Origin of the sequence: Streptomyces sp. SCSIO 30461 (genome assembly GCF_037023745.1) — a bacterium.
Taxonomy (GTDB): domain Bacteria; phylum Actinomycetota; class Actinomycetes; order Streptomycetales; family Streptomycetaceae; genus Streptomyces.
The window spans coordinates 4,386,572-4,411,722 of the sequence record NZ_CP146101.1 but is presented as its reverse complement, the minus strand read 5'-3'; the positions used below and the strand labels follow the sequence as shown (position 1 = coordinate 4,411,722).

The following is a 25,151-nucleotide window of genomic DNA, read 5'->3' as shown; positions in this document are numbered from 1 at the left end:
CACCGGCTTGCGTCGCCCCGCGGTGCCTCGCCGGTCCCACCGGCTCACTCCGCCCCGCCGTCCTCCCGCGGCGCCTGCTGAGCACGGCCGCGCCCGTCGAACAGGACGTCCGTGATGAGATCGGCCGCGTCCGCGCGGAACACATCCGCCCCCCTGGCGAGCTGCCGGTCGCGGTGGGGACCGGCCCGCGCCAACCGACCGACCGCCGACACCAGCCCTGCCTGGTCCCGGGCTCGCACCGACAGTCCCGCCTCCGCCATCAGCCGCACGCCTTCGGCGCCATGCCCGGGGATGGGACGGTAGCCGACCACCGGAACGCCCGCCGCCAGAGCCTGCACCGCCGTCTGCCCCGCCGCGTTGTCGACCAGCACCCGGGCCGACGCCATCAGCGGAGCCAAGTCCGGCACCCAGCCCAACGCAAGCGCACCGGGCACCGCGGACGCCCGCCGCAGCAGCGCGCCGTCACGGCCGCAGAGCAGCACCGGCAGTACACCGTGTTCGGCCAGTGAGCGCGCCGTACCCGTCAGGGCTGAGCCCGCACCCCATGCCCCGGCCGACACCAGGACCGCCGGGCGGCGTCCGCTGTGCCGGGAGAAGACGGATTCCCAGCCGGTCGACTGCGTGTCGGATCCGGCGGCGGCCCGGAACTCCGGAGCCACGACAGGCCCGGAGACCACCGCGGGCCTGCCGGTCGCGCCGCGAGCCGCTGCCGCGACCCCGTCCGTGACACACACATGGAGGTCGTTGCCGGGGTGCAGCCAGCCGCGGTGCGCCGCGAAGTCGGTGATGAACACGGCGGCGGGTACGGACAGCGCCCCGCGCTCGCGTAGTCGGCCGGTGACCTGGCCGGCGAGATGGAAGGTGGACACCACCGCGTCGGGGCGCCAGCGGCCGGCCAGCGCCAGCAGCCGCCGCTCGGCCGTCCTGGCCAGCGGAGTGCCGCTCACCGCGGCGCCACCGCGACCCGGTGACAGGAACAGCGCGTAGACGCCCGCGTACAGCCACGGGGAGTGCCGGACCACCGCACGGTAGGAGTGGCGCAGGGCGGTCCCCGTAGCCATGGGCAGCAGCGTGAGGACATCCCGGACGAGGACGTCGCCGCCCCGTGCGTGCAGCCGTCGGGCCAGTTCGGCGGCCACGGCGTCATGGCCCGCGCCCATGCTCGCGCTGAGCACCAGGAACCGTCGTCTGGCCATGGCCCTCCCGAACACGACAAAGAAAGGAACGGTTCGCGCCCCACGGCGCCCACCGCCCAGAGGCTGAATGCCTTGCGGGACCGCCGGCGAATCGGCCCGTTCGGGTGGCTCGCCAGGTGCGCCGCCCCGAGGCACCCGGCCGTTCGGCGTCCCAGCACAGAAGCTGGCACAGGCCAGGGAGTACGAGAACCCGGAGGACCGACGATGCCTGACACAGCGCCCGGCGTGTCCCCGAACCCCACGCGACACGGCGCGGGGCGACCGGTGGCACTCATCACCGGTGCGTCATCGGGTATCGGCGAGGCGACCGCCGAACTGCTCGGTGCCGAGGACCGGTGGCTGCTCCTGCTCAACGGCCGTGACGAGGCCCGCCTGGCCGGGGTCGCACAGCGGACCGGCGGGACCGCGCTACCGGCCGACCTCTCCGATTCCTCCGGCCATGAGCAACTGGTCCGCGAGGCACTGGAGTGCGCGGGGCGGGTGGACGCACTGGTCGCGGGCGCGGGCATCGGCTGGGCCGGCCCACTGGTGGACATGCCGGCCGATGCCGTGGACCGGCTTCTCACGGTCAATCTGGCCGCCGTCGTGCACCTCGTGCGCCTGCTGCTGCCCCATATGCTCGACCGCGACTCGGGGCGGATCGTGCTCGTCGGTTCCATGGCGGGTGCCGTCGGGGTCGCCAACGAGGCCGTCTACTCCGCCACCAAGGGAGCGCTCCAGAGCTTCGCTGACAGTCTGCGCTACGAGCTCGCCGGCACCCGGATCAAGGTGGGCCTGGTGTCACCGGGCGCTGTGGACACCCCGTTCTTCGCCCACAGAGGAGCGCCCTACCACCGTGAACGGCCCCGACCGGTGTCCGCCGAGCGGGTCGCGCGAGCGGTCCGACGCTCCCTGGTACGAGGCCGCGACGACCTCTTCGTACCGGGCTGGCTCGGGCTGCCTGCCAGGCTGCACGGGGTCGCCCCCGGTGTCTTCCGGTCACTCGCCAAGCGCGTCGGCTGAGCCGGGCATCAGGGACCGTCGCCCATGACCACGCTCTCGGTCTCGCTGGCGCTGCTCGCGGCGCTCGGCAATGCGACGGCGTCCGTGCTCCAGCGCCGGGCCGCCGCCCGGGAGCACGTTCGGCCCGACGAGCGGCGGTGGTCCTGGCTGCGCCGTCTGGCGCACCGCCCGGTGTGGCTGTGGGGTGTGGGCGCGCTGTTCGCCTCCGGGCTGTGCCAGGCGGGGGCCCTGGCCGCCGGGCCGCTCGCGGTCGTCCAGCCCGTGATGACCACCGAGCTGCTGTTCACGCTGATCATCGGAGCGGCCGTGTTCCGAGTGAGGCCCGACCACCGCACCCGGTGGGCGTTCGTGGCACTGGCGGCCGGGCTGGCCTCGTTCCTCGCGCTGACCGGGACGTCCGGCGGGCTGGCCACGGTTCCGGGGACGCGGTGGCTGTGGACGGGGGTGTCGGCCGGTGCGGCCGTGGCCCTGCTGATGGGTGTCGGGAAGGCGCTTCGCCCGGCCCCGCGAGCCGCCGTGTTCGGTACCGCCACCGCGATCGGGTTCTCCTGCACGGCGGCGCTCGTCAAGGACACGACCGGCAGGCTGGCCCAGGGATTCACCGTCGCGGCCACCACCTGGCAGCCCTACGCGGCGCTGGCGGTCGGCGTCGGCAGCTTCCTTCTGCTGCAACTGACCCTGAGGGCGGGCACCCTGGTCGCCTCCCAGCCCGCGCTGACCCTGGGGGACGCGTTCCTCAGTGTGGTCCTGGGTGTGCTGCTGTTCGACGAGCAGGTCGAGCTCGGCACGCGGATCGTGCCCGAGCTGACAGCCCTGGCCGTCCTGGTGGCGGCCAGCGTGTACCTGGCGGGATCACCGCTGATCTCGGGCCGTGACCGTGAGGAGGAGGCGCCGTGGTGAAGCCGGTCCATCCGCAGGGGCCGTCGGCCCGCTCTGCCGCGGCATTCGCCGCACTGGCCGTCGCCGCGTGGCACATCGGCCCCGCCGCGACCTGGCTGCCACCGGTCCGCGCGGCACTCGGCGCGAAGCGCGGGCTCGTGCCAGGGCCCGGACCCGGCGTCGGGCTGGACGGCCGCGGGAACCCCGGCCGGGTGGCCCTCACCTTCGACGACGGACCCGACCCCGCCACCACCCCGCATTTCCTGCTGGCCCTCGACCGGCTCTCGGTACGCGCCACCTTCTTCGTCATCGGCGAGCGCCTGGCACGGCATCCCGGTCTCGGACAGCGGATCGCGGCCGAAGGACACGAACTCGCGGTCCACGGATGGCGGCACAACAGACCCTGGGCACCCCATCCCCGCCGGGACGCCCGCGACGTGCTGCGTACCGCCGCGCTCGTACGGCGGGTCTCCGGTACGTACCCGCGCTGGTACCGGCCGCCCTTTGGGATCCTCACCGGCGGCCGACTCGGCGCCGCCCGGCGGGCCGGACTCTCGACGGTCCTGTGGTCCGAATGGGGACGCGACTGGACGGCCCGGGCAACCCCCGAGAGCGTCTTCGCCGAAGCGGTCCGGGGGCTTCGAGGCGGAGCGACCGTGCTGTTGCACGACACCGACGCCTGCGGAGCCCCGGGGTGCTGGCGTGCCGCGCTGGGCGCGCTTCCCGCTTTGGTCGGGGCATGCCGGGCACGCGGCCTGACGGTCGGCCGCCTCGCGGAGCACGGCCTGCCTCCGGCGGCGGACCGGGACGCCGGCACACTGGCCCGGTGACGCTCACTCCTCGCGTATCGGAAACCATCACCCCGGAAGCCATCGCTCCGCGAGGCATCGACCCGGACCCGCCCGGAGAAACCGCCCGGCCACTGCTCACCCAGTCGTGGTTCGACCTCGCCTTCCTCCACTGGGCGGCGGAACCGGACGAGGTGGCTCGGATGCTGCCCGCAGGCACCGTCCCCGACACGCTGGACGGCGTCACCTACGTCGGGCTCGTCGCCTTCCGTATGCACCGCGTGGGGTGGTTCCGGCTCCCGGGCATCCCGTATCTCGGCACCTTCCCGGAGACCAACGTCCGGCTGTACTCGGTCGACGAGCACGGCCGCCGAGGTGTGGTCTTCCGCTCCCTCGACGCCTCCAGGCTGATCCCGGTCGCCATGGCCCGCGCGGTCTTCCGGCTGCCCTACCTGTGGTCACGGATGGCCATCGAACGCGAAGGCGACACTCTCACCTACACCAGCGAGCGGCGGTGGCCGGGCCCGCGCGGGGCGCGCAGCCGGGTCGCGATACGGGTCGGGGAGCGCGTCGACGAGCCGAACGAGCTGGAGCACTTCCTCACGGCACGCTGGGGTATGCACAACGCCTTCTTCGACCGGCCGGTGTACCTGCCGAACACGCACCCGCGCTGGCCCCTGCACCGTGCCGAACTGCTCGCCTGCGAGGAGGACCTGATACGGGCCGCCGGCCTGTCGGCACCCACCGGGGCGCCGGTGAGCGTGCTGTACTCCCCGGGGGTGCCGGTCCGCTTCGGCCGCCCGGCCCGGCCCGGCGGCATCCCGACTCCCTGAGCCCCGCGCCGCCCGGTGGGGCACCCGCCCGCGCTGTGCCCCTTCGACTACGGTGAGCCACCGGAAAGTGTCCGTCCGTGGAAGGGCGCACCAGTATGACCCCGATCCTGGCCGGTGCCCGGTCCGCACCGTCCGGCCCTGCGGCCTCATGACCGATCCCGGGTCCGATCCGGCGTCCGCTCCGTCGGGGAGCACGGCGGCCACGGCCGCACGCGCCGGTGACACCGCGGCCGCCCGCCTCAAGGAGCGGATCTACGCGACCCTCACCCTCACCGCCGTCGTGGTGGCACTCGCCGAGACGGCGGTGCCCGACCATCTGGAGGCCGCGCTCACCGTGGCCGTCACGGCGCTCGGGGTCTGGCTGGCCACTGTGGTCGCCGACGAGCAGGCGCACCGGGCCGTCACGAACCGCGGCGCGAGCCGCATCGAACTGCGCACCACGCTCTATGTGTCCGCGCCGCTGCTGCTCTCCGCAGTTGGCCCGCTGGTGCTGATCGGGGCATCCGCGCTCGGCGCGATGGAACTGGCCCCGGCGCTGCTGATGAGCGCCGCCGTCGAGGTCGGAACCTTGTTCTTCTGGGGCTGGCGCACCGGTCTGCGGATGGGCAACGGGCCGCTGTACGCGGTGGTCTCGGGGCTGATCGACATGGGCATCGGGATCGCCGTCATCGCCGTGAAGCTCCTCGCCGGCCATTGAGCCCGCCACACGCGGGAATTCACCTCCGACGGCGATGCGACCCGCGGAGGCGCCGACCGCACCGCACCGTGCCGGGATCCGGGCCTCGGCGTGCCTACGCGCACCATGCCGGGTGTGCTGTGCGGGGGCCGATGACTTCCTCGTAAGCTGACCTGCCATGGACAACAGGGGGAGTGGCAGACGGCTCATCGACGGCCGGTTCGAGCTGCTCGGCAGGCTTGGCAGTGGTGGCATGGGCAATGTGTGGCGGGCCCGCGACGTCGTGCTGCACCGTGAGGTCGCACTGAAGGAGGTGCGCCCGCCGGACGCCGCCCTGCAGGACACCGATCCCGCCCGGGCGCGGATGCTCAGCGCACGTGTGCTGCGTGAGGCCCAGGCGCTCGCCCGACTCGCCCACCCGCACGTCGTCACGATCCACCACATCGTCAACGCGACGCAGGGAGCGGACAGCGCGGATGGCGCGGGCGGTGCCTACCCGTGGATCGTGATGGAACTGGTCCGCGGCGAGGCCTTGCACGAACGCCTCGCCAGGGGCCCGTTGAGCTTCCCCGAGGCGCTGCGTGTCGGCCAGGGCGTCCTGTCCGCTCTGCGGGCCGCCCATGCGGAGGGCATCCACCACCGGGACGTCAAGCCCGCCAACGTCCTGCTCCGCCCCGACGGCAGCCCCGTACTCACGGACTTCGGCATCGCGGCGCTGCGCGAGTCGACCAACCTGACCGCCACGGGTGATCTCATCGGATCCCCCGAATACATCGCCCCCGAGCGCATCCGCGGCGAGGAGGGCAATCCGGCGTCCGACCTGTGGTCGCTCGGCATGCTGCTCTACGTCGCCCTTGAGGGCAGTCACCCGCTGCGCCGGGAGACCAGCCTCTCGACGCTTGTCGCCGTGCTGGACGAGCCGATCCCCGCTCCGGTGCGCTCCGGACCGTTCACTCCCGTACTGAACGCCCTTCTGGTGCGGGACACCACAGCCCGCCCTGACGCGGAGTCCCTGGAGCGCATGCTGGCCGATGCCGGACGCGATGCCCGGTACGGACCGGCCGCGCAGCCCCCGACGGCGGCGACGTCGTATCCGCTGCGGCCTCCCTCGGCCACGCCGTCCCCGGTGGCACCTGCCGTGGCGCCCCCGTACGGCACGCCGCCGGCGAACCCCTATGCCACCCCACTCGCGCACACCCCGGCCGACGCGCTTGCGTATCCGGCGCCCCCCATGGGCACAACCGCGATGGACCCGTTCGGTGCCCCGCCCGCCGTCAGGCGCCCGGGAAGGCGCTGGAAAGCCCCGGCGGCCGTGCTCGGCGCCGCCGTCGTGGTGACCGTGGTGTCGATGATCGCGCTCAAGGTCGGGCCCTTCGGGGACGGCGGCAGCGCCCAGGCCCGCACCCCGCAGGGTTCCTCCTCGGCACCGGCCGGTGGCGCCCGGGACACCGGTGACAGCGCGGTGGGCGGCAGTGGGGACACGGCACCAAGCACGGCCCTGCCACCGTCCAAGGAGACCAAGAACCTGCTCACCGCCGACGGTGTGCGCGGAGTGATCAAGGCGTTGGAGGCGGAGACCGGCACCACCGAGTTCGTCGAGCTCACCGTCTACGAGGAGTACGCGCTGGCCGAGATCCCCGTCTCCGGCAGTGAGAAGAAGTACGACAGATACCAGTACCGCAACGGCTACGCGTCGAAGCAGGGCCCGGGCGGCACGATCGGTTTCGGGGACACCGGGCCGATCGATGTCGGCAAGGTCAAATGGGACCGGTTGCCGGCACTCATCGCGAAGGCCGACAAGGAACTGGGGATCGAGAAGCCGACGATGCGCTACATCATCGTCCGCGGCCCCGTCTTCGACGACGTGCCCACGATCAACGTCTATCTCTCGGACGAGTACCTCTCGTCGGGCTATCTCGCGGCGGACTTCGACGGGGCCGTGCTGCGGACCGTCAAGGCAGACTGAGCCCTCCCCGGCGCGGTACGCGGCCGTCGCCCGGTGGCGCGGATTGCGGCGTACCGCCCGCCGGGGCACCCTGGTGCGAGGACCGCAGGCTGTCCGGCCGCCGGTCGTCGAGAAATGGGGTGCCGTGATGTTCGCGAGACTGAGCACCTACCAAGGATCACCCGTTCCCGCGGACGGCGATCTGTCGGCGACTTCGGAAGCCGTCGTCCGGCAGGTCCAGGACGCCCATGGGTTCGTGGGCGTCTACTACCTCGTGGACCGGTCATCGGGGAAGGCCGTGTCGATGACCCTCTGGGAGGACGAACAGGCGATGCGGGACAGCGAACAGCGGGCCGACCGGATCCGTGAGGAGACCGCGCGAAGGGAGGGCCAGCGCGTGCTCTCCGTCGAGCGCTTCGAGGTCGGGTTCAGCCACTTCAACCGCTGACGGCGTCGCCCGCGCCGCCTCGGGTGTCCCCACCGCCCAGGAAGTGGAATCCCGGCCTGGGGTGCATCAGGAAGTCATGGTGCGAGATGTTCCACGCGTAAGCCCCCGCGAGCGCGAACACCACACGGTCCCCGGCCCGCAGTCCGGACCGCGGTACCGGTAGCCGGCGGGCCAGCACATCCTTGGGCGTGCAGAGCTGACCGGCCACGGTGATCCGGCCCAGCCGCGCGGCGGCCCGTGGCCACGGGTACGGCCAGTCGTCCACCGGCAGTACCACGCAGGGCTGGTCGTGGCCCTTCGTCGCAGGGGTGCGCAGATGGTGGGTGCCTCCGCGTACGACGGCGAACTCATCGCCGTGGCTGGACTTCACATCCAGCACCTCGGTCGCGTACCACCCGCAGTAGGCGGTCAGGGCGCGACCCGGTTCGATCCGCAGGCGCAGGCCCGGGTGCGCTGCGGTGAGGCGTGCGAGCCCCGCACCGTAGGCCTTCCAGTCGAACCGGTCCGCGGGGCGTTCGTAGTCCACCGCCATCCCGCCGCCGACATCGACCTCGTCGAGCGCCACACCATGGCGCTCTGCGAGGCGCACCGCCCAGGTTACGACGGAATCCGCGACGGCGAGTTGTGCCGCCGCGCCGAGACCGCTGGCGAGGTGGGCGTGTATCCCGTACAGCTCCAGCGGCGGGTACTCGCCGTCGGACAGTGCTCGCACAAGCTCGTCCGCCTCGGACGGGTCGATGCCGAAGGGCGTCGGCCGACCGCCCATGGAGAGCGCACTGCCCCGCAGAGCGTCCTCGGCGACGGGGAGGTTCACGCGGAGCAGCACGCCGACCCGCCGCCGGGGCACCACCGCCCGCGCGGCGATGTGCGCCAGCATCCGCAGTTCCCCTGCGCTTTCGACATGGAAGCGGGACACGCCCGCAGCCAGTGCCGCCGCGATCTCGTCCGGGGTCTTGCCCGGCCCACCGAAGGCGAGCGGCAGATCCGGAACGGCCTTGGCGACATGGGCGAGTTCACCGCCCGATGCCACCTCGACACCGTCCACATACGGTGCGAGCGCGGTGAGTATCTCCGGCTCGGGGTTGGCCTTGGCCGCGTAGTACACCTCGACCCGGTCCGGCAGCGCTGACCTGACTGCGGCCGCGTGCTCCCGCAGCGCCGCCAGGTCGTAGACATAGGCGGGTAGTTCGGCTGACGTCAGGGCAAGCACCCGTTCCCGTACCGCGGTTGTCATCGGGCGCTCCAGATGTCGTCGGCGGTGAAGGCCCCGGACAGCACGTCCGGCGCGAGCGGAGACGGCAGACGGACATAGCCTGCCGAGCGGTCTGCCCTGCGGGCCCAGCGGGTGAGCAGATTGGCCTTGGCGGGCAGCGGCCCGCCGGCGAGGAGTGCGTCCAGCCTTGGTGGCCGGCCGTGGCGCTCGGCGTAGTCGCGCAGCGTCCGCTGCACCTGGAGCCACAGCGGGATCTCCGCGTCGGGGTGCAGATCGGCGATGGCGGCGAGCATCTCGGCGATGTGGTTCACCATCAGGCAGTACACCACCCGGTCCCAGCCGCGGTCGGCCCCGTAGGTCAGCGGGCCCGCGACCGCCGGATCGAGTGAGGCGAGCGTCCGGGCGTGGTGGTCGGGCAGCAGTTTGGTCCCCTCGAGATCACGGAAGAGCAGCTGCACGGGCAGCCCGTCCCGGTCGACACCGAGGATGACGTTCTGCAGGTGGGGTTCCAACACCACGCCGTGGTCGAAGTACGCGGCCAGCACGGGTGGCACGAGCAGGTCCAGATAGGCGCGCCACCAGGACAGGGCCGTGCCTGGATCGCTGCCCGGGAGGAGCCGGGAGACATGGCCGGGGCCCGTGGGGTACTCGTCGGCGACCGCCGCCGCCAGCAACGGCGTGACCCCCGGGCGGAGCCGGCCGCCGAGTCCTTCCCGGACGATCACCCCGAAGCCTTCCAGCAGGGCGAGCTCGGGTCTCCCGTCCGCGCCGGGGACGGCGAGGCTGCGGTAGCCGGGTTCACGCAGCAGCCCGCTGCCCGGGAATCGCGCGCCGAGGTCGTCGTACACGGGACCGAGCAGCCGGGTGAGGGCGACCGCGCCGGCGAGTTCGTAATGGGCGTTCTTGCGCACGCAGTTGGTGATCCGGACATTCAGGCTGAACTTCAGGAAGCTGTGCCCGTCGTAGACGGTCCGGACGGACGCCGTGGCTGTGAACGGTGTGCGCCCCGGCCCGAGATCGAGGACATCAGCGCGCTCCACGGCCGCGCGCAGCGCGGGGTGCTGCCGGAGCAGGGCGTACTGCCAGGGATGCGCGGGAAGCAGCCGGTACCCGTCGGGTGCCGTGCCGAGCCGGTCCAGTACGTGCAGCGGGCGGTCCGCGGCGGTGTCCTCCACGGTCAACTCCTCGCGCACGGCGAGCAGGCGCAGTGGGAAGGACGCGGCGGCCTCGGGCGCGTATGCCGCCCAGACGGCGGGATCGCCGCCACGCGCCTTGGGCGTGGGGTGGAAGCGGTGGCCGAGAGCCAGCGACTGCTCGGACGTGAGATAGGCCGCGAGCCGGGCCGCGTCCCCGGACCCGGTCGTCACCCGCTCACCGGTGGGCATGCCGAGCCGGGACGACACTGAGGCCAGGGCGTCGGTCATCCCCCGGTGGCTCGACGCGACCTGGGCCAGGAACTCGTCATTGCCGCCGCCCGTGCGCAGCGTCAGCTCCGCATGGATGTGCTCGGCGAGCCGCCGCCAGCCGGTCTCCTGCCAGCCGCCGCTGCCTGGTCCGTCGCTCTGCTCGGTGACCGGACCCGTGAAGCGATGCGCCCCGAGCAGCGACGCACGACGCAGGGCCACGCGAAGCAGCACCCCTCGGCGCGGCAGCCGCACCAGCAGATGTCCGTCGACGACGGCGGTCTGGCGCTCGGGCCCGGACACTTCACGCAGCAGGCAGTTGAGCAGGGTGTGGGCTGCGGCCTCGTCGGCTGTGGGCAGCCCGGCCGCCGCGCCCCGGGGCCGTCCGGGAAGGGTCGGCGCGTGGTCGGACGGGGGATGGTGGGCGGACGAGCGAGTGGGCGGCGTCATCGGGGTCACACTCCCCGCAGTAGGTAGTTGGGTCCTGTCGTGTAGTGCTTGTTGATGTCGGAAGCTCCCGATCGTGCCTTGCTGAGCAGAGTGCCCGCGGTGACCATCGCCTTGACGGGCAACTCCGCCGCGTCCAGGACATGTTCGCGCAGCACGGCGCCGGCTTCACCGGGCCGGGTGCCAAGACGCTCCGCGGCTTCGGCGAGCCGGGTGCGTATGAGACCGAGCAGAGCGTCGAGTGGGAGGTGGCCGAGACGGTCGAGCTCGAAGGCGTAGGCAGCCGCGCACAGATGCACGGTGATGGTGGTGAACAGTGCGACCACCGGCCGGTCGCCGTCGCAGACGATCCTGGGGTCGTCGAACTCCGACGGGAGAGGGGCCGACTCCCCGAGTGCGGCGCCGAGCCGCACGCGGTTGATGCGCGGCCCGTCGTTGTCCTTGAACAGGAGTCTGATCCTGGGCCGTCCGGCGTGCACGTCCAGCGCAAGCGAGACGTTCTGCTGGTGGGACTCCAGGGCGACTCCGTAGCCGATCAGCGTGGTCGCCCAGTCGATGAGCAGCGACAGCGCGGCGTCCAACAGCGCGAGCCGGTCGCCGCCGTAGAAGCGCCCGGCGAGATGGTCGAGCACCGGACGCCCGCCGGGTGCCGTGCTCAGCAGGGCGGCCAGCGGTACCACCACGGCGCCGTCCAGACCGGTCGGCCAGCGGCGCACCAGTACGGCGACGAGTTCATGGTCCGCGTGAGCGTAACCGGTCTCGTCGGCGTGCAGCACGCTGCCCTGGAACCGCGGCTCACGGGCGATCACCGACTCGACCAGGCGCTGGACCGCGGCGCCGTCGGCGAGGGTGCCCGGCTTGATGGTGCGCCGGTTGAGCCTGCCCAGGGACGAGGTCGCCAGGGGGAGTTTGAGATGCGTTTCGGGGGCGTCGGCGAGCGCCACGGTGCGCATGGACAGGGTCGGCACCACGTCGAGACACGGCTGCTCGGCGAGGACGGCCCGCCGGTCGAGACCTGCCGTGCGCAACGCGTCCCCGAGCGGGCCTTCGGCCGTCAGAGGATGGACCGGCAGCGCGAGATGTCCGGTGCCCCCGAGCCACGGCAGCCCGAGGGACGCGGGCGTGGGGAACGGCAGCCTCCCCCGGACGGTGACCACGTCACGGGGCAGCACGAGCCAGCGCAGGGCGAACCGCGGGTGGAACTCGGGAGCGTACGCCCTGAGAGCCGCCGAGCTCAGCCCGGAGCGCCCGCGCCCGGTCGGATGGACGGGGTGGTCGCGCCGGGCGGCGAGTGTGTCATGTGCCAGGGAGCCGGCGAGTCCGGTCCAGTGCGCCGGGTCCGCGCCGTGGCGCGCGCTCAGTGCGCCGAGCACCTGCTCATGCGAATCGGCGTGCAGACGTACGGTTGCGAGTGCCTGCCGGCACTCGTCGGCGAAGGCGTCGAACCCGGGACGGTCCTCGTCGGGCGCGAGCTCCCGCAGCACGGCGATGATCTCGTCACAGGTCGCCAGGTCCCTCCCGGTGGACTCCCGGCGCAGCAGCGGCAGCCGCGCGGCCCGCTCGCACTGGAAGCCGTCGCCCCGCACCGGCAGCAGCAGCGCGTCCGGGCCGGGCGTCTCCAGCCGAAGCCAGCTGCCGTCCGCACGGTCGGCCTCCGTGCTGCGCGTACGCAACCCCACCACGTCCTCGCGCAGCAGGGCGCTGAGGACGCGCAGGACCAGTTCGCCTTCGGCGTGCCGCTCGGCTCCGCCCGTGGCGCCGGCCGTCACCGGGATCGTCGTCACGGCGCGATCTCCCAGCGCTGCGCCGCCAGGAACTCCGACACGGCCCGGTCCACCCGCTCCCGGTCGGTGCCGACGGCACGCACGACACCGAGGAAGTCGCGGTTGGTGCCGTGGAGCTCGTGCCGCTCCCCGATCTCCCGCAGCGGCCGGTACGCCAGTCTGACCCCGCCATCGTCGACGTCGGTGGCGGCGGGGGCGGCGATCAGCGTGCCCGCGCGGTCCGCGCACGGGTAGTCGAGCCGGGCGGCGCCGTCCTTGCGTGCACCCAGATCATCGGGCAGCGGTTCGCCGAGATGGGTCCGCAGGATGTGCTCGAAGAGCGGGATGTCCAGCAGCTCGGCGAGCAGCAGGTCGCACTGGTCGCCGATGGCACGGTAGTTGACCTCGATGATGCGTGCCCGCCCCTGGTGCACCACGAACTCGGTGTGGCAGGCGCCGAAGCCGACGCCGAGCACGTCGAGCTGGGCGAGTACCTGGTCGCGTATCGACCGAGGCTGCTCGGGGACGTAGGTCAGCCGCTCCTCGATGAAGTAGGGCGGCTTGGACACCGCGGTGTGGAACCCGCCCAGCACATGACGGACCCGCCCGTCGCCCAGTGTCTCCAGGGTGTACAGCTCGCCGGGCAGGAACTCCTCGATCACCAGTGCGGCGCCCGGCCGTCGGTCCCGGATCTCCCGACAGCGCCGCAGCAGCTCCGAGCGATCGCCGGCCAGCACGACGTCCTCGCTGGCCACGCCCTCGCGGGGCTTCACGACACACGGGTACGGCAGGTCGATCGCGGTGAGCGCATCGGCCGGGTCACGCCCCGCGGGCAGCTCGGTCGAGCGGACCGTGTCCGTGCCCCGGGCGGCCAGATGGCGCCGCATCTCGGCCTTGTCCTTGGTCCGCAGCGCGGCCCGCCAGTCCTTGGCCGGCAGCCCGAAGTAGTCCGCCGCCAGGGCCGCCTGGGTCTGGAGGTGGTCGCTGTTGGTGAAGACGGCGTCCGGTGGCGGTCCCTGTGCGGAGATCCTGCTGATGACCGCACGAAAGTCCCGTACCTCGCAGTCCAGCACCTCGACTCCGGGGTGGCGCGCACGGTGTGTTTCGGGCTGGTCGGTGAGCACGGTGACGCCGACGCCGAGCCGTTCGGCGGCGGGGAGGAACCCCTCGGAGACCGCGTCGGTCGGGTTCAGTGCCAGCAGACAGACGCGGGCATAGGTCCGGGACATGAGCCGAGAGCCTAGGTTAGGTGCACCTAACTCTGTCAATTCGCCCCGACACGGACCCGGTTGGCGCGACAGGATCTTCGTATGGTTAAGGTGAGCCTTGCCTTGGTTCGCTGAGTGTTTCTTCGTCGTCATCCGAGGAGCGTGCGTCTGTGACCCTGGCCCCGGCATATCAGTCGGCCGGTTCCGCCGTGAGCTGCTCCGCACTGCTGGCATCCCGCTACCGAGGACTCGGTGTGCTCTGCCCCGCCTGGCAGGCGGAAGTGCTGCCGCCGGGTCCACCGGCCCGTCAGGGGTGGGCCGACGGTGTGGAATTGGCCACCCGTCAGGAGTGCCTCGACGCATTCCTCGAATCCGAGGCGCTGCGGATCCGTCAGGAACACGGCCACGTCGCACGCGGCGACGTGGCCGCTTCACGAGCGCTGCACGGCTACCTGTGGTCCGTATCGCTGCTGGTGAGCGGCCCGTGGTATCTCGATCGCCGGGTTCCCCTGCTCCGACCGGCCGATGTCCGGGTCAGCCTGACCGCAGGTGACCTCGCCGTCGTCCCGGGTGGCTTCGCCTGTCTGTCCGGCGATTCCGCCGCGGGACTGCCCGGGGTCCGGGTGCTGGCGCGCGAGGAGGCGTTGCGGGCCGAACTGCGTGCGGTGGTCGCCGACCTGGTGCGTCCCCTGCTGGCCGCGATGGGGCCCCGGTTGCGCAGGGGGCCACGTGCGCTGTGGGGCATGGTCGGCGACGACCTGGTCTCGGGGATCTGGTATCTCGGCCGTGTGCTCGAACAGGAGGAGCACGCGGTACACGCGGCGGGCGAACTGCTGCCGGGCCCCCTGCCGCCCTTCCCCGGCGGCGCGGACTTCCGCCGCCTCGCCGGGCGCGACGGCGCGTCGTATCCGACCCGTACCCGGCTCGGCTGCTGCCTCTACTACACGATCCGCCCGACCGAGGCCTGCGGCACCTGCCCACGTGTCTGCGATGCCGAACGACTGCGCAGGTCGGAGCCGCCGGGGATCGCGGACTGAGGCTCCGGTCTGGTGACCTTCGAGATGTCCCGGTCGCCCGTGTCGAGGTCGTCGCCCGTGATCGCCGCCCCGTCGAGGAAGACCGAAGACCCGTTGACCCCGTTCTCCCTCGCTTTCCACGTGGACGTGGTCGCCCCTGGAACGGTGCTCGGCGCCAAGCCAACGGACAGCCCCGACCGAGTGACCGCGATCCTGGGTTCCGATGTCGCCGAGAACTCCCTCGAGAATGCTCCGTTCTGCACACGGCACTGGCAGCCCGCTTCACAGGTGTCGGCGATGGTGGTTCGGGCTCACGGACAATGGCGGCAGCGTCTGTGCGGCGACGACCGTATCGGAGATGTGCACGCCATCCGGTCATGGGTAGGTCCTGCAGGCGTGGCGCGGGGCAGGGAGCGCTACGGCTGTCAGGGCGACGGTTGGCCTACGCGGATTCGGCGGAGACCGGGGACATCTCCGGATCCCGCGCCTGGTGCGCGGAACGCCGGGGAAGCCCGATCGCGGTCAGCGCTCCCGCCGCCGCCACGGCGGCAAGTGCGGCAAGCGCGAGCGACATCGCCGACGTACCGCTGCCCAGCAGCGCGGTGGCCGTGGCGATACCCAGCGCCGGGCCCACGTTCATCACCGTCTGCTGGAGCCCGCCCACCACTCCGGAGTGCCGCACGCGCGCCCGGCGCACGATGACGGCCGTCGCGGTGACCATCACCGTGCCGAAGCCGGCACCCAGCAGCAGGAAAGCGCCGCCGACCGCCGGGGAGCCGGATTCCGCGCCGAGCCGCGAGAGGGCGAGGACGCCGAGGGCGAGCAGCGCCATCGCCGCCACCGCGGTCCGCCGCGGGCCCCACCGGCGTTGCAGCCAGGCGGCCGGCGGAGCGCTCAGGATCATGGCAGCCGGGCCCGGCAGTCCGGCCAGAGCGCAGCGGAACGGATCCATACCGAGGATGTCCTGAAGCAGATAGGTGCCCACGAACACGGCACCGAACATCGCCGCCGAAGCGGCCAGCAACACGGCGAGTGCGGAGGAGATCGCCGTCGAGCCGATCACTTCCCCGGGTATCAGCGGGTCCACCGTGCGCCGCTCACGCCGTACGAACGCGCCCGTCGCCAGCACGGCCAGGCCGGCCGCCGCCACGGTCGCGGGGCTCAAGACCGACCGTGGCACAGCCGAGAGCGTATACACCAGGCACACCAGTGCCACCGCGAGCAGACCGGCGCCGGGCAGGTCGAGACCTTCGGTCCGCTCCGGCTGCGCGGAGTCCCGGGTCATGAGTGGGCGGGAGGCGAGCGCGAGCACCCCGATGAGCAGTGCGGGCACGACATTGAGGAAGAACACGGCCCGCCAGCCCAGTTGCGTGGTGAGGGCCCCGCCGATGACCGGACCGACCGCCGCCGCGGCGGCGATCGCGCTGGTGCGCAGGGCGATCGGCGAAGCCAGCCGGTCGGGCGGATAGGCGGCGCGCAGCATTCCGAGCGTCGCGGGCTGGAGCAGGGCGCCGCAGATCCCCTGGGCGACCCGAAGCCCGATCACCCAGCGGATGCCGGGGGCCAGGCAGATCGCCGCCGATGTCGCCCCGAACCCGATGGTGCCCAGGGCGAGCATCTGCCGGTGGCCATAGCGGTCGCCGAGCCGCCCCGCGAAGACCAGCAGGCTCGCCACGGCGACGAGATAGCCGGTACTGGTCCACTGCACCTGCTGGAACGACGCCTGCAGATCCCGCTGCATGGCGGGCTGGGCGATGGTGAGCACGGTCCCGTCCAGGGCGACGACCGCCGCACCGGCGATGCTGCACAACAGCGTGGCGGTGTGCCGTGGGCCGGGGCTCATCGGCGCACCGGTCCGAGGTGCGCGTCGAGTGCGGCTTGCAGCAGTGGCTCGATCTCATCGAGACCGGCCGCGAGCGGAAGGCTGCCCCACAGCCACAGTTGGGCGATCCCGTGCAGGTTCGCCCAGAGAGCCGCGGCTACCACCGCCGGGGCGGCCTGCCCCGCGTTCGTGCCGGGCTCCGCGGAAGTGTTCGGGCAGGCCTGCGCGGTGAGGTCGGCGAGCAGGGAGAAGAGCGGCAGTGATGTGTCCCGCAGGCCCAGTCGATTGCTCTCCAGTAGATCGTGACGGAACATCAGCTCGAACATGCCTCGACGGGTGAGCGCGAAGTCGAGATATGCCCGGGACAGCGTGGCCAACTGCTCCCGTGGGTCCGCTGGTGCCTTCGCCGTCGTCTCTACTGCGAGGTCGGTGAGGTCGGCGAAGCCGCGGCGGGCGATGGCCGACAGCAGTTCGAGGTGGGTCGGGAAGTAGCGCCGTGGGGCGCCGTGCGACACCCCCGCCTGCCTTGCGATCTCGCGCAGGGACAGGGCCTGCGCCCCTTCCCTTTCGAGCAGTTCGACTCCGGCATCCACCAGACGGGCTCGCAGCCCCGTTTCCCGTTCGCTCATGGACAGTGTCTACCAAAGCTCCGTAGACAGTGTCTACTTCCCGGGTCTGGCCAGCCGCTCACGTGGCGCCAGCGGGATCTCGGACCAGACCTGCTTCCCGCCACTGAGTGGCACCGAGCCCCAGGATGCCGAACTCGCCTCCACGATCAGCAGTCCACGGCCGCCGGTGGCCTCCCAGTCCACGGCGGCCGGTTTGACCGGGCTGCGGGGGGAGGCGTCGTTGACGGCGATGCGCAGCCGGTCGGCGGACAGCGTCAGTTCCAGTCGCACCTCGCCCTGGGTGTGGGCGATCGCGTTGGTCACCAACTCCGAGACGACCAGCAGGGCTGCGTCGAGTTCCTCCACCACACCCCAGGAGCGCAGGGTGCGCGCCGTGTAACGGCGGGCGTGCAGGACCGCGTTGGGCAGCCGCCAGACCGTCCAGTGCGTCCGGAGGGGGCGCATCCGGGTGCCGTCGTAGCGCAGGATCAGCACGGCCACGTCGTCATCGCGTCTGCTGGCGCTGACGAGGAGCTCGTCGGCCACCCGCCCCGGCTCCTCGGGGTCGGCCGCGGCGAGCACGTCGCACACCCGCCGCATGCCGTCCTCGACATGGAGCGTCGACGACTCGACCAGTCCGTCGGTCAGCAGGATGAGCAGGGTGCCGGGCGCCAGGCCGGCCTCGTTCAGGGGGAACTCCTCGTCCGCCAGTACGCCCAGCGGGGGACCGCCGTAGATGTCCATCACCTCGGTGCCGCCGTCCGGATGGCGGATGACCGGTGGCAGATGGCCGGCCCGTACCAGCCGTGCGATGCCCTCCTCCATGTCCAGGTCGACATAGAGACACGTGGCGAACAGATCGGTCTCCATGCCCACCAGCAGCCGGTTGGCGCGGGCCATCACCACGTCGGGCGGATGGCCTTCCACCGCGTAGGCCCGGACTGCGGTGCGCATCTGGCCCATGATGGTGGCGGCACCGGCGCTGTGCCCCTGGACGTCCCCGATCACGAGGGCCACATGCCCGTCGCGCAACGGGATCACGTCGTACCAGTCGCCGCCCACCTCGAGTCCGGCCGTCGCGGGCAGATAGCGGGCCACGGCCTCCCCGCCCGGAAGTTCGGGCAGCTTCCGGGGCAGCAGACTGCGCTGGAGCATCGTGGCCAGCTCATGACCGGCGTCCATCGCGTGCGCCCGCATCAGGGCCTGACCGGTGAGCCCCGCCGTCGCCGTCAGCAGTGAGCGCTCCTCGGGCCCGAAGCGGTGGTCCTCGTCCCACCCCACCAGGCACACCCCGACCATGCGCCCGTCGGACGGCAGCGGCAGCACCGCCAGACCGCCCGGTCCGATACCGCCCAGAGCGGGTTCGAGGTCGGCTCCCGGTGGCCACAGGCTCACATGGCCCTCGCGGAGCGCGCTCTGCAGCGTGGGCAGCGCGTGCACCGGTGCGTCGGGCCACTCGGACCGCCACTCGGACCGCCAGAGGTCGGGCCAGGCGTCCGGTTCCGGAGGATCGAGCAGGGTCACCACGAGCCGGTCGGACTCCAACTCGGCGAGCGCGACCCGGCTGGCCCGCAGCGGGTCCCGCAGCGAGTCCACCACGAGCTGGCTGACGTCCTTGATGGTCCGTGCGCGGGCCAAGGTCGCCGAGAGCCGCTGCACGATCGACACATCGTCCTCGCTGGGACGCAGATACGCGGCGTCGGCGACCACCCCGAGCACCCGCTCGGGAGTTCCCTCCGCGTCCACCTCGACCCGGCAGCGCAGCCCCAGCCAGCGCAGCTCACCGCCGGGACGGCGGATACGGAACGCCAACTGCTGGGCGGTGGCGGACAGCCGGTCCGGCTCCACGACGGCCATCAGGGCCGGAATGTCGTCCGGCACCGCGCAGGCCAGCAGGGTCTCCACCCGGCCGTCGAAGTGGTCGGGCGCGATGCCCAGCAGGTCCAGTACGTGTTCGTGTGCCTCCATGCGCCCCGTGGCCAGCTCCAGGATGAACGCACCGCCGCGCAACGGCACCAGGCTCTGGCCCAGCTGGGGCCGGGGGGCGGCGCGCCCGGGGGCGTGGGCGGCGACCGATTCGAGTGAGGCGGCGACCTGGTCCGCGTACAACTCCAGCAGGGCGCGCCGGTCGGGGCTGAAGCCGTCCGGGACCTCTCCCGCCACCACCAGACAACCCAGTTCCTTGGCTCCGCGCCCGAGCGGCACCGCCCCCAGGGAGACCTTGGCAGGGGAGGACCCGCTGGTGTGCCGCATGATCCGGCCGGGGAAGTGGTGGGGGTCGCTCTCGATGTAGGCGGCCAGCTCCTTCGGGCTCAGCCACAGGGAGGCACCGGCGCGAAAGGCGTCGGCGGCGGGGGAGTGGCCCTCCACCGCGAGGATCGCCGGGAGCCCATACAACACACTGCGATCACCGGTCAACTCGGCCAGATGGAGCTCCCGGCCCCCTTCGGCCAGCACGTATACAGCGGCCAGCTCAGCCCCACAGAACGCAAAGCTCTGCCTGGTCACTGTCTGTAGCTCCTGCCTGAGCGGGCGTCCACCGCCGACGGCCTCACCACTCCATGCTGTCCCGCTTCAGGGCCAGGGGGCGACTCAGAAGCCGATGACCAGCGCACGGCGGGTGCCGGAGACGGGGCGACCCGTCTCTCCCCGGGCGGGTTCGACAGGGCCAAACGGGTGGTCGTCGTCCCCTCGTGCAACCGCTCCCAGTGGCCTGCGCCTCCTGGCAATCAGGACACCACTGAGGAGGCTCTCATGGCTGTTGATCTCTACCGCTTTCCCGGTACCGACTTCATCGGCGGGCTGGGCGACGGCAGCGGCGCGTACACCGGTACGTACACCGGCGACTTCTTCCTGCCGCCGCCCGAGCCGGAGCAGCGGCTGCCGTTCCCGCTGAACCCGGCGGACTCACGGCGTCTGGACCTTCACGCCGCGCTGACCTCGGCGGGGATCGCTCCGCTGCCGGGTGATCTGGAGGCCATCGAGGCCCTGTGCCTGCTCGATGACACCACGAACGCCACACTTCGGCGCTGGATCACCGGGACCTCGGCTCGGTAGCGCACCCCCCCGAGGCCCCCGCCGTCTGCCGTGGTCCGGCTCCCCGGACCACGGCAGACGGCGTACATCAGCCCTCCCGGACCAGATCGGCGCACTTCTCGCCGATCATCATCGTGGTGATACAGGGGTTGACCGCGGGGAGGAACGGCATCACCGAGGCGTCGGCCACCCGCAGCCCCCGGACCCCCTTGACCCGGAGCCGGGCGTCGAGCGGCGCGCGTGGGTCGTCGTCGGCGCCCATCCGTACCGTGCAGGCCGGGTGGTAGACGGTGTTGTGCGTCTCGCGGATATACGCGAACAACTCCTCGTCGCTCCGTGCTCCCGGCCCGGGAGCCAGCTCGTCACCCGCCCAGTCGGCCATCGGGGACTGCGCCACGATCTCGCGCGCCAGCCGCAGGCCGTGGGTCATCACCCGGATGTCGTGCTCGTCGGTGAAGTAGCGCGGGTCCACCTTCGGCTTGTCGCGGAAGTCCCGGCTGCGCAGCCGCACCGTGCCCAGCGATCGGGCCCGGGTGACATTGGGCGTCAGACAGAAGGCGTTGTCCGTCGTGGGATAACCGCGCCGATAGGTGTTCATGTCGAAGGGCACCGACCCGTAGTGGAACATCAGATCCGGCCGGTCCAGACCGGGTTCGGTGTCGGTGAAGATCCCGATCTCCCACCACTGCGTCGAGCTGGTGACCATGGGCTGCTTCGCCTCCCACATGATCACCCCCTCGGGGTGGTCCTGGAGGTTGGAGCCGACACCGGGCGAGTCCACGCGCACGTCGACCCCCACCGCCCGCAGCTCGTCGGCCGGCCCGATGCCGGAGAGCATCAGCAGCTTCGGCGAGTCGATCGCACCGCAGCACACGATCACTTCGCGGCGCGCGGAGACGGCTCCGGTGTGGACCGCGTCCGGTTCCAGGTACTCGACCCCGGTGCAGCGCCCGTCCTCGGCGAAGAGCAGCCTGCGGGCCTGACGGCCGGTGCGCACTTCCAGATTGGGGCGCCTGCCGAGCACCGGATGCAGATACGAAACGGACGCGGAGGCCCTGGTGCCGTCCGGGAAGCAGTTGATCTGGAACCAGTCGGCCCCGCGCACCACGGTGGTGCCGGTGTTGAACGGGGTACGCGGGATGCCGGCCGCGGCGCACGCCTCGAGCAGGGCCCGTCCGCAGGGATCGAGCGGTGGCACCTGGCGCAGATGGACGGGCCCCGAGTGGCCGTGCTCGCCGGGGCCGTCGTTGGTCTCAAGGCGCCGGTAGAGCGGGAAGCAGTCCGCGGCGCTCCAGCCCGTACAGCCCATGGCGCCCCACTCGTCGAGGTCCTCGGCCGGTGCCCAGAAGGCGATGCAGGAGTTGTGCGACGAGCAACCGCCGAGCACCTTGGCACGGGCGTGCCGCAGGAAGCTGTTGCCGTTCTCCTGGGGCTCGACCGGGTAGTCCCAGTCGAAGCCCGACTCCAGCAGCGCCATCCAGCGGTCCAGCCTGAGGATGCCGTCCTCGCCCACATCTGACGGCCCGGCCTCCACCAGGCACACCGTGACCTCCGGGTCCTCGGTCAGCCGCGCGGCGATCACGGCTCCGGCCGTGCCTCCGCCGACCACGACATGGTCGAACTCCGCCAGGGGCCTGTCTGAGGTCATCGGAGCTCCAGGATCGAGGGCGGGCCGGTCTTCTTGAGGGGGCTCATCAGGGGGCGGTGGGGTCCGCGGTCCGTGCCGCGTGCTCGGCCAGCACACCGGTACGGTGCCGCTGCACGAACCAGTAGTAGGTGAACCCGCCGACCGCGACGATGCCGATGAACAGGAACGCGCCCCAGCGCAGGTACCAGTGCTGCGGGCCGGTCGCGTTGTAGACCTCGGCGCGCGGCCAGGCGAGGTTGAGGGACATCGCGGTGCCCCACAGCACCGCGAGGATGTTGATCGGCAGCCCGAACCTGCCGAGTGAGAAGCGGCCTTCTGCCGGCTTCCACCGCCCGCGCAGCCGCTGGACCAGCATGGGGGTGGTGACCATCAGATAGGCGACGTAGATCATGATGATCGCGATGCTGGTGATCACCGAGAAGATCTGCGGCTGGTTGACGTTGACGACCAGGACCAGCACACCGATCACGCCCATCACGATGGCGGGCACGACCGGAGTCTTGAAGCGCGGGCTCACTCTGGCCAGCTTCGAGCCGGCGGGCAGGTTGTTGTCGCGCGCCATGGCGAACATCAGCCGGATGCCCGCGGCCTGTACCGCCAGTACGCATACGGTGATGGCGATCACCACGCACCACAGGAACACCTCGCCGACGGTCGGACCGAGGGTCGCGAGCACCACGTACTGCAGGCCCTCGGTGGAGAGCTGCTTCGCGAACAGGTCCGGTACGGCCATCAAAGCGAAGAGCAGGATGAGCCCGCCCAGTGCGAAGGACGCGATCAGGGCCCGCAGGATCGCGCGGGGGCAGTTGCGCGCCGGGTCGTGCGACTCCTCTCCGAGTGACGAGGCGGTGTCGAATCCGTACATCACATAGGCGGAGGCGAGCGAGGCGGTCAGGAACGCGCCGAAGTAGCCCCAGGTGTAGTCCGCGCCCAGTCCGTAGGTCTGGGTGAGCACCTCGCCCGGGCCGCGGGTGATGTTCACGGCCAGGCAGATGACCAGGGCGACGGCGGCGATCAGCTCGATGAAGACACCGCCGGAGTTGATCTGCGCCATCAGTTTGACGCCGAAGGCGTTCACGAGGGTGGAGAACAGGATGAGCACCGAGCCCAGCAGGACGGCGTTGGCGGCGGCGGTCGAGCCGCTGCCGTCGCCGATGAACTGGAAGACCGGGTCGATCCGGGGCAGTGTGATCTGGTAGGCCAGCGCCACGGCGGCCAGCGTCACCATGGTCGCGGTGAGCATCATCCAGCCGCCGAGCCAGCCCGTGTGGGGGCCGCCCATCTTCTTCGCCCAGTTGTAGACGGAACCGGCCACCGGATAGCGGGCGGCCAGTTCGCAGAAGCAGAGGGCGACCATCAGCTGCCCCACGAAGACCATGGGCCAGGACCACCAGTAGGCGGGGCCGCCGAAGGCGACACCGAAGTAGAACAGCTGGAAGGTCCCGGTGAGGATTGAGATGTAGCTGATCCCGGCGGCGAAGGTGTGGAAGTTGCCGAGGGTGCGTTTGAGCTCCGGCTTGTAGCCGAGTTCGGCGATGGCCTCGTCGTCGTTCCGGCCGCCGGGCCCCGGGGCAGGGCCGGGCGACCGGGGCGCGGGGCCGGTGTTCGTCGTCACGCGAACCACCTCTGCGGGCTGGGCGACAGGTTGCGCCAGATGTGCTTGGCCTCCTGGTACTCGGCCAGTCCGGTCGGGCCGAGTTCGCGGCCGAAGCCGGACTGCTTCATCCCGCCCCACTCCGCCTGGGGCACGTAGGGGTGGAAGTCGTTGATCCACACGGTCCCGGCACGCACCCGCGAGGCGACCCGGTGCCCGCGGGCGGCGTCCGAGGTCCACACCGCCCCGGCGAGCCCGTAGACGGTGTCATTGGCCAGGGCGACAGCCTCGTCCTCGTCACGGAACCGCTCCACGGTGAGCACCGGTCCGAACGACTCGTCGGTGACCACGGACATCCCGGGGGTGCACTCGTCGAGCACGGTCGGCAGGTAGTAGAAGCCGTCCCGCAGCGCGGGATCGTCGGGCCGCTCACCTCCGCAGCGCAGCACCGCCCCTTCGGCGAGTCCGGCAGCCACATAGGCCTCCACCTTCTCGCGGTGCGCGGCGGAGATCAGCGGTCCGGCCCTGGCGTCGTCATCGAACGGTCCGCCGAGGGGGATGGCCCCCGCCTGTCTGACCAGTTCGGTGACGAACGCGTCGTGCAGTTCTTCCTGGACGAGCAGCCTGGCCCCCGCCGAGCAGACCTGGCCGGCGTGCAGGAACACCGCGGTGAGCGCGTAGTCGACGGCGGCGTCGAAGGCGGCGTCGGCGAATACGATGTTGGGGTTCTTGCCACCGAGCTCAAGGGCCACCTTCTTCACGGTCGGAGCCGCCGCGGCCATGATGCGGCGGCCGGTGACCAGGCCGCCTGTGAACGACACCATGTCCACCCGGGGGTCTTCGGTGAGCGGCGCGCCCGCGGTGGCTCCCGCGCCGAGTACCAGATTGGCCGCTCCCGCGGGGAGCCCGGCCTCGGCGAGCAGCCGCATCAGCATGACGGCTGTGTGCGGGGTCAGCTCGCTCGGTTTGAGGACGAAGGTGTTCCCGGCTCCCAGCGCGGGAGCCACCTTCCAGGCGGTCTGCAGAAGGGGGTAGTTCCACGGGGTGATGAGCGCGCAGACACCGACGGGCTCGTGGACCACCCTGCTGTCCACGCCCGGGTCACCGGTGTCCACGACCCGGCCGTGCCCGCCGGTCGCCACCAGGCTGCCGAAGTAGCGGAAGCAGCGGGCGATGTCCTCCATGTCGTACACGCTTTCGACCAGTCGCTTGCCGGTGTCCAGAGACTCGGCGCGGGCGAGCGCGTCCTTGTCCCGTTCCAGCAGAGCGGAGACCCGCAGCAGCAGCGCCCCGCGCTCGGCCGCCGGGGTGCCGGGCCAGGGTCCGCGGTCGAACGCGTCCCGGGCGGCGGCGACCGCCGCCGACGCGTCCTTCGGTCCGGCCTCGTCCACGGTCGCCACCAGCGTGCCGTCGGCCGGACAGCGGATCTCCCGCACTCCGCCGTCGGCGGCCGCGGTCCATTCGCCGCCGATGAACAGCTCTACCATGGGGACCTCCGGATTCAGATGAGCGCCCCGAAGTGACTTTCGTCAGGTTTGAGTCCTTCGGTCCGACAGTAGAGAGGTCGGACGGGTTTCGCAGAGGGGGAGTCGTCGCCGCTGCGGCACTCCCGCCGTCGAGCACATT

Annotated in this window: 19 protein-coding genes and 1 pseudogene; 9 read left to right on the top strand and 11 right to left on the bottom strand. The window is 71.8% G+C overall.

The window, feature by feature from the left end:
* Positions 1-44: 44 nt before the first annotated feature.
* Positions 45-1,196 carry an MGDG synthase family glycosyltransferase gene (locus V1460_RS19600; protein WP_338674943.1) on the bottom strand — a complete coding sequence of 384 codons (1,152 nt, stop codon included), beginning with the start codon at positions 1,194-1,196 and terminating at the stop codon, positions 45-47.
* Positions 1,197-1,400: 204 nt separating this feature from the next.
* Here V1460_RS19600 and V1460_RS19595 point away from each other — a divergent pair, with 204 nt between their 5' ends.
* From V1460_RS19595 to V1460_RS19565, 7 genes are all read left to right on the top strand, one after another.
* Positions 1,401-2,198: an SDR family NAD(P)-dependent oxidoreductase gene (locus V1460_RS19595; RefSeq protein ID WP_338674942.1), complete on the top strand. Its 798-nt coding sequence runs from the start codon at positions 1,401-1,403 to the stop codon at positions 2,196-2,198.
* 24 nt (positions 2,199-2,222) lie between these two features.
* Positions 2,223-3,098, top strand: coding sequence for a DMT family transporter (locus V1460_RS19590; RefSeq protein ID WP_338674941.1), 876 nt, complete (start codon positions 2,223-2,225; stop codon positions 3,096-3,098).
* Positions 3,092-3,907, top strand: a complete 816-nt coding sequence (locus V1460_RS19585) for a polysaccharide deacetylase family protein (protein ID WP_407077495.1) — start codon at positions 3,092-3,094, stop codon at positions 3,905-3,907. Before V1460_RS19590 ends, V1460_RS19585 begins: the two co-directional genes overlap by 7 nt.
* Positions 3,904-4,698 (top strand): YqjF family protein, encoded by a 795-nt coding sequence (locus tag V1460_RS19580; RefSeq protein WP_407077494.1) that lies wholly within the window; start codon positions 3,904-3,906, stop codon positions 4,696-4,698. The genes V1460_RS19585 and V1460_RS19580 overlap by 4 nt, the downstream gene beginning before the upstream one ends.
* A gap of 148 nt (positions 4,699-4,846) precedes the next feature.
* Entirely contained in the window at positions 4,847-5,395 is a 549-nt protein-coding gene (locus V1460_RS19575) for a hypothetical protein (RefSeq protein WP_338674940.1), read from the top strand.
* A gap of 157 nt (positions 5,396-5,552) precedes the next feature.
* Positions 5,553-7,340, top strand: a complete 1,788-nt coding sequence (locus V1460_RS19570) for a protein kinase domain-containing protein (RefSeq protein WP_338674939.1) — start codon at positions 5,553-5,555, stop codon at positions 7,338-7,340.
* Positions 7,341-7,467: 127 nt separating this feature from the next.
* Complete coding sequence (locus tag V1460_RS19565; protein WP_338674938.1) at positions 7,468-7,767, top strand: hypothetical protein; 300 nt, start codon at positions 7,468-7,470, stop codon at positions 7,765-7,767.
* On the opposite strand, the gene V1460_RS19560 is transcribed toward V1460_RS19565, so the two are convergent.
* From V1460_RS19560 to V1460_RS19545, 4 genes are read right to left on the bottom strand one after another with little or no spacing between them, the layout of a single operon-like run.
* On the bottom strand, positions 7,757-9,001 hold the full coding sequence (locus V1460_RS19560) for a type III PLP-dependent enzyme (protein ID WP_338674937.1): 1,245 nt from the start codon (positions 8,999-9,001) through the stop codon (positions 7,757-7,759). The genes V1460_RS19565 and V1460_RS19560 overlap by 11 nt on opposite strands.
* Positions 8,998-10,833 carry an IucA/IucC family protein gene (locus tag V1460_RS19555; RefSeq protein WP_338674936.1) on the bottom strand — a complete coding sequence of 612 codons (1,836 nt, stop codon included), beginning with the start codon at positions 10,831-10,833 and terminating at the stop codon, positions 8,998-9,000. The genes V1460_RS19560 and V1460_RS19555 overlap by 4 nt, the downstream gene beginning before the upstream one ends.
* Before the next feature lie 5 nt (positions 10,834-10,838).
* Positions 10,839-12,614: an IucA/IucC family protein gene (locus V1460_RS19550; protein ID WP_407077493.1), complete on the bottom strand. Its 1,776-nt coding sequence runs from the start codon at positions 12,612-12,614 to the stop codon at positions 10,839-10,841.
* Entirely contained in the window at positions 12,611-13,822 is a 1,212-nt protein-coding gene (locus tag V1460_RS19545) for an ATP-grasp domain-containing protein (RefSeq protein ID WP_338674935.1), read from the bottom strand. Before V1460_RS19545 ends, V1460_RS19550 begins: the two co-directional genes overlap by 4 nt.
* A 149-nt stretch (positions 13,823-13,971) precedes the next feature.
* On the opposite strand from V1460_RS19545, the gene V1460_RS19540 reads away from it, so the two are divergent.
* The gene (locus V1460_RS19540; RefSeq protein ID WP_338674934.1) at positions 13,972-14,838 is read left to right on the top strand and encodes a (2Fe-2S)-binding protein; all 867 of its coding nucleotides are present in this window, start codon (positions 13,972-13,974) and stop codon (positions 14,836-14,838) included.
* A 421-nt stretch (positions 14,839-15,259) separates the two neighbouring features.
* Here V1460_RS19540 and V1460_RS19535 read toward each other — a convergent pair whose 3' ends face one another.
* The 3 genes and pseudogenes from V1460_RS19535 to V1460_RS19525 all read right to left on the bottom strand — a co-directional run.
* The gene (locus tag V1460_RS19535) at positions 15,260-16,660 is read right to left on the bottom strand and encodes an MFS transporter (RefSeq protein WP_338674933.1); all 1,401 of its coding nucleotides are present in this window, start codon (positions 16,658-16,660) and stop codon (positions 15,260-15,262) included.
* The gene (locus V1460_RS19530) at positions 16,657-17,268 is read right to left on the bottom strand and encodes a TetR/AcrR family transcriptional regulator (RefSeq protein ID WP_338674932.1); all 612 of its coding nucleotides are present in this window, start codon (positions 17,266-17,268) and stop codon (positions 16,657-16,659) included. The genes V1460_RS19535 and V1460_RS19530 overlap by 4 nt, the downstream gene beginning before the upstream one ends.
* A gap of 33 nt (positions 17,269-17,301) precedes the next feature.
* A pseudogene (locus tag V1460_RS19525) lies at positions 17,302-19,770 on the bottom strand (SpoIIE family protein phosphatase); the annotation flags it as partial.
* Positions 19,771-20,001: 231 nt separating this feature from the next.
* On the opposite strand from V1460_RS19525, the gene V1460_RS19520 reads away from it, so the two are divergent.
* The gene (locus tag V1460_RS19520; RefSeq protein ID WP_338674931.1) at positions 20,002-20,304 is read left to right on the top strand and encodes a hypothetical protein; all 303 of its coding nucleotides are present in this window, start codon (positions 20,002-20,004) and stop codon (positions 20,302-20,304) included.
* Between the two features lie 67 nt (positions 20,305-20,371).
* Here the strand turns inward: V1460_RS19520 and V1460_RS19515 are convergent, their stop codons facing one another.
* Genes V1460_RS19515 through V1460_RS19505 form a run of 3 tightly spaced genes read right to left on the bottom strand, consistent with a single transcriptional unit; the run spans position 20,372 to position 25,012 of the window.
* Complete coding sequence (locus V1460_RS19515; protein ID WP_338674930.1) at positions 20,372-21,931, bottom strand: GMC family oxidoreductase N-terminal domain-containing protein; 1,560 nt, start codon at positions 21,929-21,931, stop codon at positions 20,372-20,374.
* Positions 21,932-21,977: 46 nt separating this feature from the next.
* Complete coding sequence (locus V1460_RS19510; RefSeq protein WP_338674929.1) at positions 21,978-23,546, bottom strand: APC family permease; 1,569 nt, start codon at positions 23,544-23,546, stop codon at positions 21,978-21,980.
* Positions 23,543-25,012 carry an aldehyde dehydrogenase family protein gene (locus tag V1460_RS19505; protein ID WP_338674928.1) on the bottom strand — a complete coding sequence of 490 codons (1,470 nt, stop codon included), beginning with the start codon at positions 25,010-25,012 and terminating at the stop codon, positions 23,543-23,545. The genes V1460_RS19510 and V1460_RS19505 overlap by 4 nt, the downstream gene beginning before the upstream one ends.
* Positions 25,013-25,151 lie beyond the last annotated feature (139 nt).

Coding starts and splice junctions, on each gene's coding strand:
- V1460_RS19600 (WP_338674943.1), bottom strand. CDS start 1,196: ATGGCCAGACGACGGTTCCTGGTGCTCAGCGCGAGCATGGGCGCGGGC.
- V1460_RS19595 (WP_338674942.1), top strand. CDS start 1,401: ATGCCTGACACAGCGCCCGGCGTGTCCCCGAACCCCACGCGACACGGC.
- V1460_RS19590 (WP_338674941.1), top strand. CDS start 2,223: ATGACCACGCTCTCGGTCTCGCTGGCGCTGCTCGCGGCGCTCGGCAAT.
- V1460_RS19575 (WP_338674940.1), top strand. CDS start 4,847: ATGACCGATCCCGGGTCCGATCCGGCGTCCGCTCCGTCGGGGAGCACG.
- V1460_RS19570 (WP_338674939.1), top strand. CDS start 5,553: ATGGACAACAGGGGGAGTGGCAGACGGCTCATCGACGGCCGGTTCGAG.
- V1460_RS19565 (WP_338674938.1), top strand. CDS start 7,468: ATGTTCGCGAGACTGAGCACCTACCAAGGATCACCCGTTCCCGCGGAC.
- V1460_RS19560 (WP_338674937.1), bottom strand. CDS start 9,001: ATGACAACCGCGGTACGGGAACGGGTGCTTGCCCTGACGTCAGCCGAA.
- V1460_RS19555 (WP_338674936.1), bottom strand. CDS start 10,833: ATGACGCCGCCCACTCGCTCGTCCGCCCACCATCCCCCGTCCGACCAC.
- V1460_RS19545 (WP_338674935.1), bottom strand. CDS start 13,822: ATGTCCCGGACCTATGCCCGCGTCTGTCTGCTGGCACTGAACCCGACC.
- V1460_RS19535 (WP_338674933.1), bottom strand. CDS start 16,660: ATGAGCCCCGGCCCACGGCACACCGCCACGCTGTTGTGCAGCATCGCC.
- V1460_RS19530 (WP_338674932.1), bottom strand. CDS start 17,268: ATGAGCGAACGGGAAACGGGGCTGCGAGCCCGTCTGGTGGATGCCGGA.
- V1460_RS19520 (WP_338674931.1), top strand. CDS start 20,002: ATGGCTGTTGATCTCTACCGCTTTCCCGGTACCGACTTCATCGGCGGG.
- V1460_RS19515 (WP_338674930.1), bottom strand. CDS start 21,931: ATGACCTCAGACAGGCCCCTGGCGGAGTTCGACCATGTCGTGGTCGGC.
- V1460_RS19505 (WP_338674928.1), bottom strand. CDS start 25,012: ATGGTAGAGCTGTTCATCGGCGGCGAATGGACCGCGGCCGCCGACGGC.